16 protein-coding genes are annotated in these 14452 nt (G+C 64.1%); 9 read left to right on the forward strand and 7 right to left on the reverse strand.

The window, feature by feature from the left end; all coding sequences use genetic code 11:
• Positions 1-119 precede the first annotated feature (119 nt).
• From aroG to FQ755_RS35020, 3 genes are all read left to right on the forward strand, one after another.
• On the forward strand, positions 120-1193 hold the full coding sequence (gene aroG, locus FQ755_RS35010) for a 3-deoxy-7-phosphoheptulonate synthase AroG (RefSeq protein WP_144162419.1): 1074 nt from the start codon (positions 120-122) through the stop codon (positions 1191-1193).
• 289 nt (positions 1194-1482) lie between these two features.
• Positions 1483-1821: a type II toxin-antitoxin system RelE/ParE family toxin gene (locus FQ755_RS35015; RefSeq protein WP_144162422.1), complete on the forward strand. Its 339-nt coding sequence runs from the start codon at positions 1483-1485 to the stop codon at positions 1819-1821.
• A gap of 2 nt (positions 1822-1823) precedes the next feature.
• The gene (locus FQ755_RS35020; protein ID WP_144162425.1) at positions 1824-2156 is read left to right on the forward strand and encodes a helix-turn-helix domain-containing protein; all 333 of its coding nucleotides are present in this window, start codon (positions 1824-1826) and stop codon (positions 2154-2156) included.
• 97 nt (positions 2157-2253) lie between these two features.
• Here FQ755_RS35020 and FQ755_RS35025 read toward each other — a convergent pair whose 3' ends face one another.
• Positions 2254-2808 carry a cob(I)yrinic acid a,c-diamide adenosyltransferase gene (locus FQ755_RS35025; RefSeq protein ID WP_144162428.1) on the reverse strand — a complete coding sequence of 185 codons (555 nt, stop codon included), beginning with the start codon at positions 2806-2808 and terminating at the stop codon, positions 2254-2256.
• Between the two features lie 215 nt (positions 2809-3023).
• Here FQ755_RS35025 and FQ755_RS35030 point away from each other — a divergent pair, with 215 nt between their 5' ends.
• The 6 genes from FQ755_RS35030 (at position 3024) to proC (ending at position 10067) form a co-directional block, all read left to right on the forward strand.
• The gene (locus tag FQ755_RS35030) at positions 3024-4439 is read left to right on the forward strand and encodes an FAD-binding oxidoreductase (RefSeq protein WP_144162431.1); all 1416 of its coding nucleotides are present in this window, start codon (positions 3024-3026) and stop codon (positions 4437-4439) included.
• Positions 4440-4510: 71 nt separating this feature from the next.
• Positions 4511-6004, forward strand: a complete 1494-nt coding sequence (locus FQ755_RS35035) for an FAD-linked oxidase C-terminal domain-containing protein (protein ID WP_144162435.1) — start codon at positions 4511-4513, stop codon at positions 6002-6004.
• A gap of 137 nt (positions 6005-6141) precedes the next feature.
• Complete coding sequence (glcE, locus tag FQ755_RS35040; protein ID WP_144162438.1) at positions 6142-7230, forward strand: glycolate oxidase subunit GlcE; 1089 nt, start codon at positions 6142-6144, stop codon at positions 7228-7230.
• An 8-nt stretch (positions 7231-7238) separates the two neighbouring features.
• Entirely contained in the window at positions 7239-8465 is a 1227-nt protein-coding gene (glcF, locus tag FQ755_RS35045; protein ID WP_144162441.1) for a glycolate oxidase subunit GlcF, read from the forward strand.
• A 71-nt stretch (positions 8466-8536) separates the two neighbouring features.
• Positions 8537-9235 (forward strand): YggS family pyridoxal phosphate-dependent enzyme, encoded by a 699-nt coding sequence (locus FQ755_RS35050; RefSeq protein ID WP_144162444.1) that lies wholly within the window; start codon positions 8537-8539, stop codon positions 9233-9235.
• Between the two features lie 16 nt (positions 9236-9251).
• The gene (proC, locus tag FQ755_RS35055; RefSeq protein ID WP_144162447.1) at positions 9252-10067 is read left to right on the forward strand and encodes a pyrroline-5-carboxylate reductase; all 816 of its coding nucleotides are present in this window, start codon (positions 9252-9254) and stop codon (positions 10065-10067) included.
• 14 nt (positions 10068-10081) lie between these two features.
• Here the strand turns inward: proC and ubiA are convergent, their stop codons facing one another.
• The 6 genes from ubiA to FQ755_RS37735 all read right to left on the reverse strand — a co-directional run bounded on the left by ubiA (position 10082) and on the right by FQ755_RS37735 (position 14389).
• A complete protein-coding gene (gene ubiA, locus FQ755_RS35060) occupies positions 10082-10945 on the reverse strand; it encodes a 4-hydroxybenzoate octaprenyltransferase (protein ID WP_144162450.1) in 864 nt (287 codons plus the stop codon).
• Between the two features lie 181 nt (positions 10946-11126).
• On the reverse strand, positions 11127-11615 hold the full coding sequence (locus FQ755_RS35065) for a Dps family protein (RefSeq protein ID WP_144162453.1): 489 nt from the start codon (positions 11613-11615) through the stop codon (positions 11127-11129).
• Between the two features lie 218 nt (positions 11616-11833).
• On the reverse strand, positions 11834-12319 hold the full coding sequence (gene dps / locus FQ755_RS35070; protein ID WP_144162456.1) for a DNA starvation/stationary phase protection protein Dps: 486 nt from the start codon (positions 12317-12319) through the stop codon (positions 11834-11836).
• A 71-nt stretch (positions 12320-12390) separates the two neighbouring features.
• Positions 12391-12549, reverse strand: coding sequence for a hypothetical protein (locus tag FQ755_RS35075; RefSeq protein WP_260859023.1), 159 nt, complete (start codon positions 12547-12549; stop codon positions 12391-12393).
• Positions 12550-12710: 161 nt separating this feature from the next.
• Positions 12711-14162 carry a catalase gene (locus tag FQ755_RS35080; protein WP_144162462.1) on the reverse strand — a complete coding sequence of 484 codons (1452 nt, stop codon included), beginning with the start codon at positions 14160-14162 and terminating at the stop codon, positions 12711-12713.
• An 89-nt stretch (positions 14163-14251) separates the two neighbouring features.
• Positions 14252-14389, reverse strand: coding sequence for a hypothetical protein (locus FQ755_RS37735; RefSeq protein WP_186308749.1), 138 nt, complete (start codon positions 14387-14389; stop codon positions 14252-14254).
• Between the last annotated feature and the right edge of the window lie 63 nt (positions 14390-14452).

Genomic DNA, 14452 nt, shown 5'->3' on the forward strand with positions numbered 1-14452 from the left:
CGTAAGGCACCCAAAATTCCCGAAAAAACCGCCAGCGAGTCTGGCGGTTTTTTTTCGCCCCGCACAAACACGCTACGAACCACACGAACACGCTACGCAACGAATCCTGGAGAACCACCATGCCCCCACACAACACTGACGATGTCCGCATTCGAGAATTGAAAGAACTCACGCCGCCCGCTCACCTGATCCGCGAATTCGCCTGCGAAGAAGCAGTCTCGGACCTGATCTACCATTCGCGCCAGTCGATGCACCGCATCCTGCACGGCATGGAAGACCGCCTGATCGTGATCATCGGACCGTGCTCGATCCACGACACCCAGGCGGCGCTCGAATACGCGGGACGGCTGGTCGAGCAGCGCAAGCGCTTCGCGGGCGAACTCGAAATCGTGATGCGGGTGTACTTCGAAAAGCCGCGCACGACGGTGGGCTGGAAGGGTCTCATCAACGACCCGCACATGGACAACAGCTTCAAGATCAACGACGGCCTGCGCACCGCGCGCGAGTTGCTGTTGCGCATCAACGAGCTCGGCTTGCCGGCCGGCACCGAATACCTCGACATGATCAGCCCGCAGTACATCGCCGATCTGATCTCGTGGGGCGCAATCGGCGCGCGCACAACGGAATCGCAGGTGCATCGCGAACTGGCGTCGGGTCTGTCGTGTCCGGTCGGCTTCAAGAACGGCACCGACGGCAACGTGAAAATCGCCGTTGACGCCATCAAGGCTGCCTCGCAGCCGCACCATTTCCTCTCGGTGACGAAGGGCGGCCACTCGGCGATCGTCTCGACAGCCGGCAATGAGGACTGCCACATCATTTTGCGCGGCGGCAAAGCGCCGAACTACGACGCGGAAAACGTCAACGCGGCGTGTGCCGACATTGGCAAGGCCGGTCTCGCGGCGCGTCTGATGATCGACGCGAGCCATGCCAATAGCTCGAAGAAGCACGAGAACCAGATCCCGGTGTGCGCGGACATCGGCCGCCAGATTGCTGGTGGCGACGAGCGGATTGTCGGCGTGATGGTGGAATCGCACCTTGTCGCCGGACGTCAGGATCTGAAGGAAGGTTGCGCGCTGACGTATGGTCAGAGCGTGACCGACGCCTGTATTGGCTGGGACGAAAGTGTCGCTGTTCTGGAAGGCTTGGCCGAAGCGGTCAAACAGCGCCGTGTGGCGCGCGGCAGCGGTAATTAAGCAGTCGCGCTGCTCAAAAAACTTTAGACGCATGTCGCAAGCCCGGCCAGTGAGCCGGGCTTTTTTTCGTCCTCCGCCCGTCATTTGGCTGCCCTTCCCCCCTCTCTCTGCGACCTCTTTTTCGCCCCTATTCCGCTCCTCTTTCAACCCTGGCCAATTGGTTAGTTACCCGAACGGACGAATGGTGGCGCGCGCCCCGACCCTGTACCGTAGTTGCCCAAGGCGGGATCGGAAAACGTATTGCCTTTCCCGGGAGATTGGTATAAAGTTTTATACATGAAGGGCACTCATGGAGTACGAAAAAGATATCTGCTGGGTGGGCTCCAGCTACAAAGATTTACTGGCATTTCCCGAGGAACCACGTCGGCAGGCCGGTTTTCAGTTGAGCAAAATCCAGGCAGGCCTGGACCCGGACGACTGGAAATCCTTTCCCACCGTGGGTTCCGGCACGCGTGAAATCCGGCTCAACGACACGAGCGGCGCTTATAGGGTCATGTACGTCGCGAAGCTGGAACACGCCATTTACGTTCTGCACTGCTTCCACAAAAAGACCCAGGTCACGAGCCGGCACGACGTTCAGATTGGAAAGGCGCGCTATCGCGCCGTAGTCAACCATAACGAGGCATAGCAATGACGATCGATACCAAAATCCGTCACGTAACGAAGCCGGGAGACAACCTCTTCCTCCAGCTCGGCTTTCCCGCTGAGGAAGCGGCACGGCTGCACGCGGCGTCGCAAAAAGAAATCAACGACACCCGGCTGCTGAAGGAGCAACTGATGGCGGAGCTGTCTACCTGGATCGACGAGCACCATCTGAAACAGGCGGAAGCCGCTGAGATTCTGATGGTGTCGCGCCCGCGGGTGTCCGACGTGGTCAACAAGAAGACCACCAAGTTCACGCTCGACACGCTGATCGAAATGATGGGCCGGATCGGCAAGCCGGTCACGCTGGCCGTAGGCTGAGGCGCGCGGGCCGGTTCCCGGTCGCACAGGGTATTTATTGACAGTAGCGCGCTTTGCCGGCTTGCAGTGGCTAAGCCGAGGTCTTACTACTACCGCCCTACTTCGAGCCGCGTTCGTGCTGCCAGAGCACATCGCTGCCGCCGTCCGCGCGATTCAGCACGCGGGCCAACACGAACAGCAGGTCGGACAAGCGGTTGACATATTGGCGCGGCGCCGCGTTGATCGTCTCCGCCTGGCCCAGCGCCACGATGGCGCGCTCGGCACGTCGGCACACCGTCCGGCACACGTGCGCCAGCGCGGCAGCCCGCGACCCACCGGGCAAAATAAACTCCTTGAGCGGCGGCAGGGTCGCGTTGTATTCGGCGAGCCACGCGTCGAGTTGCGCCAGATGCGGGTCGGTAATCATGGTGTGGCCGGGAATGCAAAGCTCGCCGCCGAGATCGAACAGGTCATGCTGGATCGCCGTGAGCGCCGCCCGCACGTTATCGGGCAAGGTTTCGCAGAGCAGCACGCCGAGATTCGAGTTGAGTTCGTCCACGTCGCCAATCGCGGCGATCCGCGCGGCGTCCTTGCTCACCCGGCGGCCATCGCCCAGACCCGTGCTGCCGTCGTCGCCGGTGCGGGTGGCGATCTTGCTCAAGCGGTTGCCCATGATGTCTGCCGTCCTTTCAGTGTCGGATGCGTCTGCTTCGGTTTGCTTCATACCGGCATCGGGTATTTCGCAGGGTCTTTACGGATAATTCCGCGCCAGCGCCATTTCCGCGGCCATTATAGGATCGGCCGGCCCGGCTGGACGCCGGTCATCGGACGATCGGCGTAAAATGAAACGGAAGTACAGACGCCATGCCCGTCACTCAGGAGACACCTGTGAACCATCCCGCGCCGCCGGCCCCCTTGCGCCGTCCGTTCCCCGTCGAGTTGCTCACCTCGCTGAAGTCCGCCTTTGGTGAGCGCGTCTCGACCGCCGAAGCCGTGCGCGCCCATCATGGCCGGGACGAGTCGCCGTTCGATCCGCAATTGCCCGACGCCGTGGTGTTCGCCCGCACCACACAAGACGTGCAGGCCATTGTCAGGCTTTGCGCGCAATACGGCGTGCCGGTCATTCCGTATGGCAACGGTTCGTCGCTGGAGGGTCATCTGCTGGCCGTGCAGGGGGGCGTGTCGATCGATCTGTCGGAGATGAACCGCGTGCTGTCGATCAATGCGGAAGACCTCACCGTCACCGTCGAGCCGGGCATCTCCCGCAAGCAACTGAACGAAGCGCTACGCGACACCGGCCTCTTTTTCCCCATCGATCCAGGCGCGGATGCCAGTATCGGCGGCATGTCGGCGACGCGCGCGTCGGGCACCAACGCCGTGCGCTACGGCACGATGCGCGAAAACGTGCTCGGTCTGCGCGCCGTGCTGGCGGATGGCCGGGTCATCAAGACCGGCACGCGAGCCCGCAAGTCGGCGGCCGGGTATGACCTGACCCGCCTGTTCGTCGGCTCGGAGGGCACGCTCGGCGTCATCACCGAAATCACGCTGCGGCTCTATCCGCAGCCGGAAGCCATCTCGGCCGCGGTGTGCACGTTTGCGTCGATGGGCGACGCGGTGCGCGCCGTCATCGAAACCATTCAGACGGGCGTGCCGATCGCGCGCGTGGAATTCGTCGATTCACTCGCCATCCGCGCCATCAACCGTCACTCGAACCTCACGCTGCGCGAGGCACCCACGCTGTTCTTCGAGTTCCACGGCACCGAATCCGGCGTGAAGGAGCAGGCGGAAACGGTTCAGGAGATCGCCGCGCAAAACGCGGGCGAAGGCTTCGAATGGGCCACGCGTCCCGAGGATCGCAGCCGTCTATGGAATGCGCGCCACAACGCCTATTTCGCGATGCTGCAACTGAAGCCCGGCTGCCGCGCCGTCACCACCGACGTCTGCGTGCCGATCTCGCAACTCGCCCAATGCGTGGTCGAAACCGAGCAGGACCTGCTCGCCTCGCCGCTGCCGTGTCCGATCGTCGGCCATGTGGGCGACGGCAATTTCCACGTCGCCATCCTGATCGACCCGGCCAGGCCCGAAGAACTCGCGGAAGCCGAACGCCTCAACCAGCGCATCGTGCAGCGCGCGCTGCGCATGGGCGGCACCTGCACCGGCGAACATGGCGTCGGGCTGCACAAGATGGGCTTCCTGCTGGAAGAGCACGGCGAGGTGGCCGTAGATACGATGCGCGCAATCAAGCACGCGCTCGATCCGCGTAATCTGATGAATCCCGGCAAGATTTTCTCGTGGGCGGCGTAGGATTCGCCCGCTGGCCCTGTCATACCTCGCGCGGCAAGGCCGCGGCGCAACGGAGTACGAGGAGAGGAAAGATGAACGCACCCGCCGAACTGTCGGCTGAAGTGCTCGCGCAGCGCCAACGCGAAGTCGTGCAGGCACTGATGGCCGTGTTGCCGACCCATTGCCTGCTGTACCGCGAGGAAGACACCGTCGCCTACGAGTGCGACGGTCTTGCCGCCTATCGCCGGCTGCCGCTGGCGGTGGCCCTGCCGGAAACCGAATCGCAGGTGCAGCGCATCGTGCAGATCTGCCATCGGCTCGACGTGCCCATCGTGCCGCGCGGCGCCGGCACGGGTCTGTCGGGCGGCGCCATGCCGATCCGACACGGCGTGGTGGTGTCGCTTGCGCGCTTCAGAAAAATCGTCGAAGTGGACTCCTATGCACGTACCGCGACGGTTCAGCCAGGCGTGCGTAATCTGGCTATTTCCGAAGCCGCCGCGCCGTATGGGCTCTACTACGCGCCCGATCCTTCCTCACAGATTGCGTGCACGATCGGCGGCAACGTGTCGGAAAATTCCGGCGGCGTGCATTGCCTGAAATATGGTCTGACAGTGCACAACGTCTTGCGGGTACGCGCCATTACGATGGAAGGCGAAGTGGTCGAGTTCGGCTCGCTCGCGCCCGATGCGCCGGGGCTCGACCTGCTGGCGGTGCTGATCGGTAGCGAGGGCATGTTTGCGATCGTCACCGAAGTGACCGTCAAGCTGATCCCCAAGCCGCAAACGGCGCAGGTCGTGATGGCGAGTTTCGACGACGTCGTGAAAGGCGGCGACGCGGTCGCCGGCATTATCGCGGCGGGCATCATTCCGGCAGGTCTCGAAATGATGGACAAGCCCGCGACGCGCGCCGTCGAGGAGTTCGTCAAAGCCGGTTACGACCTCGACTCCGCCGCCATCCTGCTGTGCGAATCGGACGGCACGGCCGAGGAAGTGGCCGACGAAATCGTCCGCATGACGGCTGTCTTGCGCGAACATGGCGCCACGCGCATCCAGATTTCGCGCTCGGAAAGCGAGCGGCTGCGTTTCTGGTCCGGCCGCAAGAATGCGTTTCCCGCCGCGGGCCGTATCTCGCCGGATTACTACTGCATGGACGGCACCGTGCCGCGCCGCAGCATCGGGCCGTTGCTCGCACGTATCGAGGCGATGGAGCAGAAGTACAGGTTACGCTGCATGAACGTCTTCCACGCCGGCGACGGCAACATGCATCCGCTGATCCTGTTCAACGGCAACGATCTGGACGAATGGCACCGCGCCGAGGCGTTCGGCTCGGACATCCTCGAGACGTGCGTCGAGCTGGGCGGCACGGTGACGGGCGAACACGGCGTCGGCATCGAAAAGATCAACTCGATGTGCGTGCAGTTTTCGCCTGAAGAGCGCGACGCGTTCCACGCCGTCAAGCGCGCTTTCGACCCGCCCGGCCTGCTGAACCCGGACAAGGGCATCCCGACGCGGGCGCGCTGTGCCGAGTACGGCAAGATGCACGTGCGCGGCGGCCTGCTGCCCCGTCCCGACTTGCCGAGGTTTTAGGCGACCCGTTCGGGCCGCCGCCCAGCCGTAGAATCCCGCCGCAGGCCTTCGACAGACAACCCGATGCGGGTCCGCTCCGGGTTGTCAGCATGTGCCTGCCAGGTACAATCGAGCGAAACACAACGAAGCAGGACACCATGGAAGAGGACGACATCGTCGCCGCATGGTCCGAACGCATCCGTTCGGCCACCGCCGAAGGCCGCCCGCTACGCATTCGCGGCGGGGGCACCAAGGACTGGTACGGGCAGACGCTGGAGGGAGATATCCTCGACACGCGCGCGCATCGCGGCATCATCGCCTACGACCCGGCCGAGCTCGTCATTACCGCGCGGGCTGGCACGCCGCTGCTGGAAATCGAGGCGGCGCTGGCCGACCACGCCCAGATGCTGGCCTTCGAGCCGCCGCATTTCGGGCCCAGCGCCACCTTCGGCGGCTGCATCGCGGCGGGCATCGCCGGGCCGCGCCGGCCGGCCGCGGGCGCCGCGCGCGACTTTGTGCTCGGCGCGGTCCTGATGAACGGCCAGGGCCAGGTGCTGCATTTCGGCGGCCAGGTGGTGAAAAATGTGGCGGGTTACGACGTCTCGCGGCTGTTGGCCGGGTCGCTCGGCACCCTTGGGCTGATCCTGGAGCTGTCGGTGAAGGTGCTGCCGTTCCCGAAGGCCGAAGCCACGCTCAAATTCGACATGAACGGCACTGACGCAGTCCGCAAGCTCAACGAATGGGGCGGCCGTCCGCTGCCCATCACGGCGAGCGCGTGGCGTCACGGCACGCTGGCGGTGCGCCTCGGCGGCGCCGAAGCGGCCGTCAAATCGGCGCGCTCGGCGCTCGGCGGCGAGGTGGTGGACGCCGTCGAAGCCGAGCGGTTCTGGGCCGGCCTGCGCGAACAGACCGACCCGTTCTTTGCCGGCATCGGACCCAGGACCGCCTTGTGGCGCCTGGCGCTGCCGTCGATCACCGAACCGCTGTCACTGCCGGGCGCCCAGTTGATGGAATGGGGCGGCGGCCAGCGCTGGTGGATCACCGACACCGACGCGCAAACCGTGCGCATCAGCGCCAAGCAGGCCGGCGGCCATGCCACCATCTTCCGCACCGGCCAGGGCTATGACCGCAGCGCCGGTGTGTTTACACCCTTGCCCGCCCCGCTGATGAAAATCCATCGCGGCCTGAAGGCCGCTTTCGACCCCGCCCGCATCTTCAATCGCGGCCGGCTCTACCCCGACTTCTGAGCGGCGCGATGCAAACCAATCTCGCGGAATTCATTCGCCACAGCGCCGATGGCGCCGAAGCCGAAGCCATCCTGCGCAAATGCGTGCACTGCGGCTTCTGCACCGCCACCTGCCCGACCTATCAGTTGCTCGGCGACGAGCTCGACGGGCCGCGCGGGCGCATCTACCTGATCAAGCAGATGGTCGAAGGCGCGGAGGTGACTCGCAGCACCCAGGTGCATCTGGACCGCTGCCTGACCTGCCGCAATTGCGAAACCACCTGCCCGTCAGGCGTGCAGTACGGGCGGCTGGTGGAAATCGGCCGCAAGATCACCGAGGAGACGGTGACCCGTCCGCTCGGCCAACGGTTGCTGCGGCGCCTGCTCGCGAGCTTCGTGCCGAACAGCGCGCTGTTCACGCCGGCCATGCGCCTCGGCCAGCACGTGCGCGCATTCCTGCCGAAGAAACTGCGCGACAAGGTGCCGGCCCGCCAGCGCCCGCTCGAATGGCCCACCGCAAAACACGAGCGCAAGATGCTGATGCTGGCCGGTTGCGTGCAGCCTTCGATGATGCCGAACGTCAACGTGGCCACCGCACGTGTCCTGGACAAGCTCGGCGTCGAGACGGTGATCGCCTCCGAGGCCGGCTGCTGCGGCGCGATCCGGCTGCATCTGGGCTATAACGACGAGGCGCTCGACGACATCCGCGCCAATATCGACGCCTGGTGGCCGTATGTCGAACAGGGCGTGGAAGCGATCGTGATGAATGCGTCGGGCTGCGGCGCGACGGTCAAGGAATACGCGCATCTGCTGCGCGACGATCCGAAATACGCGCAGAAGGCGCAACGCATCGTCGAACTGACGCGCGATATCTCCGAGATTCTGCCGGAGTTCGAAGAAGCGCTGGTTGCCGTGGCACGCCGCCGCGCCGTCCATACCGTGGCGTTCCACCCGCCCTGCACGCTGCAGCATGGCCAGCAGTTGCGCGGCAAGGTCGAACACGTTTTGACCGCGCTCGGCATCGAAGTGCGCCTGCCCGCCGACAGCCATCTGTGCTGCGGCTCGGCCGGCACCTATTCGCTGACCCAGCCCGCGCTCTCTTATGCGCTGCGCGACCAGAAGCTCGAGAAGCTCAAGGAGCAGGAACCGCAGGTCATCGTCTCGGCAAACGTCGGCTGCATTGCGCATCTGCAAAGCGGCACGGCGACGCCGGTGGCCCATTGGATCGAACTCGTCGAACATATGTTGTCCGCGTGATGGATGAGGTTGCGCAGCGGGGGTCCGTATAATCGGATCCATCGCCCTGTGCAGCTTTCCTCCGACGTCTCATGCCCGATCTCGAACACAACCTCCACGCGGTTTCTGAGCGCATCGCGCTCGCCACGCAGCTTGCCGGGCGCGACCCGCGCTCGATCACCCTGCTCGCGGTTTCGAAGACTTTTCCCGCCGAAGACGTGCGCGCCGCGCATGCGGCCGGTCAGCTTGGATTCGGCGAGAACTACGTGCAGGAATCGTTGACGAAAATCGCGGCGCTGGCCGATCTGCGCGCCTCGCTCGAATGGCATTTCATCGGGCCGCTGCAATCGAACAAAACGCGTCCGGTGGCGGAAAATTTCGACTGGGTGCATTCGGTCGACCGCCTGAAGATCGCGCAACGGCTTGCCGAGCAGCGTCCGGCGCATCTGCCACCGCTCAATGTGTGCCTGCAGGTGAACGTGAGTGGCGAGGCATCGAAGGCGGGTGTGACGCCGGCCGAGGCGGCCGAGGTGGCGCAGGCGATCGCGGCGCTGCCGCAACTGCGTCTGCGCGGGCTGATGTCGATTCCCGAGCCGGCCGAAACCATCGAGGAACAACGCGGGCCGCATCGAAAGCTGCGCGAACTGTTCGAGCAACTGCGCGCCGCCGGACTCGACCTCGATACGCTCTCGATGGGCATGTCGGGCGATCTCGAAGCCGCGGTGCTCGAAGGCGCGACGATCGTGCGCGTCGGCACGGCGATTTTCGGCGCCCGCGACTACTCCAACTGACCTTCCCCGGAACATCATGAAAATTGCCTTCATCGGCGGCGGCAACATGGCCGCTGCAATCATCGGCGGTCTGATCAAGCATGGCGTCGCGCCCGCTGACCTGTACGCGATCGATCCCAACGAAGACGCCCGCAAGCGCAACGAGCGGCAATTCGGCATTCGCACGGGCGCCGGCGCGGACGCCGCGCTCGCGCCGTTCGACGCCATCGTGCTGGCCGTGAAGCCGCAGATTCTCAAGACCGTAGCGGAAGGACTGGCGCCGCATCTGGGCGAGAGGCAGGTGGTCATCAGCATCGTCGCCGGCATTCGCAGCGCCGACCTGTCGCGCTGGCTCGACGGCCATCGGCGCATCGTGCGCGTGATGCCGAATACGCCCGCGCTGATCGGCATGGGCGTGGCGGGTCTGACGGCCACCGGCAGTGTCGACGCCGCCGACCGGGCGCTCGCCGCCGAGGTGCTGGGCGCCGTGGGCGAGACGGTGTGGTTCGACGACGAGGCGAAGATCGACGCCGTGACCGCCATTTCAGGAAGCGGCCCGGCCTACGTGTTTTACTTCATCGAGGCGCTACAGGAAGCCGCGCGCCAACTCGGCATGGACAAGGCCCAGGGCCGCGCGCTGGCTGTCGCCACCTTCACCGGCGCGGCTCAACTGGCGGCGCAATCCGACGAGCCACCAGGCGTGTTGCGCGAACGGGTGACATCGAAGGGCGGCACGACGGCGGCGGCACTGGCCTCGTTCGACGCAAGCGGCATCAAGGATGCGATCGTGCGCGGCGTGCTGGCCGCCGATGCCCGCGCGAAGGAAATGGGCGACGAGTTCGGCAAGCAATAAGGCGCGCGGCAGCCTCAGAAGGACGCGGCCGCGTAATGCGCCGCGATCCCCGCGAATAGCGCCCCGCCGAGCCAGTTGTTATGCCGGAAGGCGGCGAAGCAGGACATGCGCTCGCGATGGCGGATCAGCGTGTAGTGGTAAATCGCGCAACCCGCGGCCGCGGCCCAGCCGAGCCAGTACAGCGGGCCAAAGCCGAGCGTCAGGCCAATGCGGATATAGATGCCGAGCGTGAACGCGTAGCACAGCATGATCGCGAAGACGTCGTAACGGCCGAAGGTCAGCGCCGAAGTACGGATGCCGATCTTGATGTCGTCGTCGCGGTCGACCATCGCGTATTCAGTGTCGTATGCCACCGACCAGAACACGTTAGCGAGCAGCATCAGCCACGCGAGCATCGGCACGTGGCCCTGCACGGCGGCGAAGGCCATCGGAATGCCAAAGCCGAACGCAATGCCGAGATACGCCTGCGGAATCGCGAAGAACCGCTTGGTGAACGGATACGAACCCGCCACGAACAGCGCCGCCACCGAGAGCTCTTTCGTCAGCGTATTGAGCGGCAAAATTAGCAGAAACGACACCAGCGCGAGCACTCCGGCGAGCGCCAGCGCTTCCCACGCCTTGATCTTGCCCGAGGTAAGCGGCCGGTTTTCGGTGCGCTTCACGTAACGGTCGAAATCGCGGTCGGCGTAATCGTTGATGGCACAGCCGGCCGAGCGCATCAGGATCGTGCCCAGCGCGAAGATCACCAGCAGCGACAGCGACGGACGCCCGTCCGACGCAATCCACAACGCGTTAAGCGTCGGCCACAGCAGCAGCAGGCTGCCGATCGGCTTGTCCATGCGGACGAGGCGCAGATACAGGGGGAGTCGGGCGAACATGGGCGGGCGTTGTCGAGTGCGGGCAGTGGCGACATTTTAAGGTATGTGCGCGACCCGGGCGGCACAAGCGCGCAGCGCGGCGGTGGCTTGCAGATGCAGCGCGGCGGTCAACAACCCGCGCCCACAAAAAAGCCTCCCGTTCAGGGAGGCCTCGTGCATCAGCCATTCCTGCGGCAACCGCTTACGCCAGCATCGAACGCAGCATCCATGCGGTCTTTTCGTGGATCTGCATGCGTTGCGTCAGCAGGTCGGCGGTCGGTTCGTCGTTAGCGGCTTCCGTGGCCGGGAAAATGCCGCGCGCGGTGCGCACCACGGCTTCCTGACCTTCCACCAGCTGGCGAATCATTTCTTCTGCAGCCGGCACGCCGTCCGCTTCCGGGATCGACGACAGCTTCGCAAACTCCTTGTAGCTGCCCGGTGCATGCACGCCCAGCGCACGGATGCGTTCGGCGATCGAATCGACGGCCAGCGCCAGTTCGTTGTACTGCGTCTCGAACATCAGGTGCAGCGTGTTGAACATCGGCCCCGTGACGTTCCAGTGGAAGTTGTGCGTTTTCAGATACAGCGTGTACGTGTCGGCGAGCAGATGCGACAGGCCGTCGGCAATCTTCTTGCGGTCTTTGTCGCTGATACCGATATTGACGTGTTGCACGGTTTCTTTCTTGGCCATGACGACTCCTTTAAGAGTGATGCGAAGCGGCAGGCGGACCATGACGCGCGCATAACGCACGGCATGAATCCGCGAATGTCCGCCAGTTTATCGTACAAACACGCAAACTTTGTGCGGCAGCCAGCCGCAAACCGCATAGCACCCCGACGTCGTGGGAGCGTCGACAACCTCAAACCGGCGCGCGCATCTTGCGCCGCCGCGCAGCACCTCTCACCACGCTACTTCGCGTAGTTGTGGGCTTCGACCTTCCACAGATAATCGTCGACTGCGCGCGAAATCTCCGTGAACAGATCGGACGTCGCCGGATCGCCCGCCTCACCCGACTTGTCGATTGCCTCGAGCATCTGCTGCCCGTATGCGGCCAGCACGGTCGCGATCTGGCGCACGTGGTCCGCGCCATCCTGCAAGTCGAGCGGATAGGCATCGATCGACGTTTTTGCCGCCACCTGCTGCACCCGGCCATCGGCCGTGCCACCGAGTGCGACCAGGCGCTCGGCGCTCAGGTCAGCCCATTCGATAGCGGCCGTGTGAAGCTCGTCGAACAGCAGATGCAGCGCGATAAAATTCGGACCTTTCACGTTCCAATGCGCCTGCTTGGCTTGCCGCTGCACGTCGATTGCGGTGACGAGCGATTGAGCCAGCAGATCGACCGACGTGCGCCGGATCGTTTCCGGCAGCGCGTTGCGGGTAGGGTGAAGCGACATGACAACCTCCGTATGAAAACCCAGGCGTAACGCCGGCTGCGTGGACCCAATAGGGTCCGGCTGAGCCAGCGTCAGTGGCCCGAAAGATGTTGCAACGCGTGCGACGCAATCAATGCGTAACCGCCCGTCACGATGGCGAGGCCAATCAGCTTGCGCGAAAAGTTGCCGCCAAAGACGAGGCGTGCATCGCGTGCGATCCGCGCACCGCCGGTACTCAACATCTGGACCATGATCGTTCTCCTTCGCTGCATCTTCGAACCGGCACGACGCCGATGCGCCAATCCGCTATATCGGATCGGGCTCAGGCGGTGCTGCTGATGCCGCCGCCCGAGCCCGCTTGTTCGTCCTGCTTGCCGGCGGTGTGCCGGCTTCGTGGTACTTCGGGCGATGCTTACTTCGCCGCCTTCTGCAGCGCCGCGAGAGCCGCTGCGACACCGTCGGCATAGGCCGGGTCGATACGACGGAAATGCTCCATCTGACGCGCGACGATCTCCTGCGGCACGCCGTTGATATGGCGTGCGATGTTGCCGAAAAAGCGCTCGCGCTGCGCCGCGTCGAACAACCGGAACAGCGCCGCCGGCTGGCTGTAGTAGTCCTCGTCGTCGCGGTGGTTGTAGCGGTCCACGGCGCCCGCGGCGAGCGGCGGCTCGGCGGCGTTGCGGTCCTGCGCGAAATCGGCGAAGCGGTTCGGCTCGTAGTTCACGTTGCTGCCGAGATTGCCGTCCGTGCGCATCGCGCCGTCACGATGGAACGAATGCTGACGCTGCACCCGCGAGGCATTCACCGGAATCTGATGGTGGTTGATGCCAAGGCGATAGCGCTGCGTGTCGCCGTATGAGAACAGACGTCCTTGCAGCAGACGGTCGGGCGAGAAGCCGATTCCCGGCACCACGTTGGCCGGCGTGAAGGCGGCCTGCTCGACATCGGCGAAATAGTTCTGCGCGTTGCGGTTCAGCTCGATCGTGCCGACGTCGATCAGCGGGTAGTCCTTGTACGGCCACACCTTCGTAATATCGAACGGGTTGTAGCGGTACGTCACGGCATCCGCTTCCGGCATCACCTGGATGCAGAAACGCCATTTCGGGAAGTTGCCCTGATCGATGTTGTCGACCAGATCGCGCTGCGCGCTTTCGCGATCCTGTGCGACGACCTGGCCGGCTTCGGCGTCGGTGTAGTTCTCGATGCCCTGCATCGACTTGAAGTGGAACTTCACCCAGAAACGCTCGTCCTGCTCGTTGATGAACGAGAACGTATGCGAGCCGAAGCCGTGCATCTGGCGGTAGTTCTGCGGAATGCCACGATCGCTCATGAGAATCGTCACCTGATGCAGCGATTCCGGATGACGCGACCAGAAGTCCCACGCCGCCACGTTGCTACGCATGTTGGTGTACGGATCGCGCTTTTGCGTGTGGATGAAGTCCGGGAACTTGAGCGGATCGCGGATGAAGAACACCGGCGTGTTATTGCCGACGATGTCCCAGTTGCCCTCTTCCGTATAGAACTTGATCGAGAAGCCGCGCACGTCGCGTTCCGCATCGGCGGCGCCGCGTTCGCCGGCCACCGTCGAAAAGCGCATGAAGAGCGGCGTTTCCTTGCCGACCTCGGCGAACACCTTGGCCTTCGTGTAGCGCGAAATGTCGTGCGTGACCCTCAGCGTGCCGAACGCGCCCGAACCCTTGGCGTGCACGCGGCGCTCCGGAATCACTTCGCGATCGAAGTGCGCGAGTTTTTCGAGCAGCCAGACGTCTTGCAGCACGACCGGTCCCCGAACGCCGGCGGTCATCGAATTCTGGTTGTCGGCGACGGGTGCGCCAGCGGCCGTTGTGAGTTTGCTTTCGGACATCGTGTATTCCTGTCGAGATGGTGTTTTTATGCGGAAGGCAATGGGGCGATAACTGCGCGAGACCGCCCGGACTGAACGAAGCGGCTGACTCAGGCGCTCAGCGCGCGATCGACCAGCAGCGCGAACGCCACCGTGCGCAAACTGTCAATCGACGCCGAGAGGCGGCCGGCCGAAACAATGCGTTGGGTGGAAACAGGCTGGGCTTGCTGCGCTTGAGACTGGGTCATGACTTCCTCCGTGTCTTGTTGGATCGGGCGATCCATGGAGGAAACTATAACAATGCTATCGAA

The sequence above is a fragment of the Paraburkholderia sp. BCC1885 genome (assembly GCF_900996235.1).
Classification (GTDB): domain Bacteria; phylum Pseudomonadota; class Gammaproteobacteria; order Burkholderiales; family Burkholderiaceae; genus Paraburkholderia.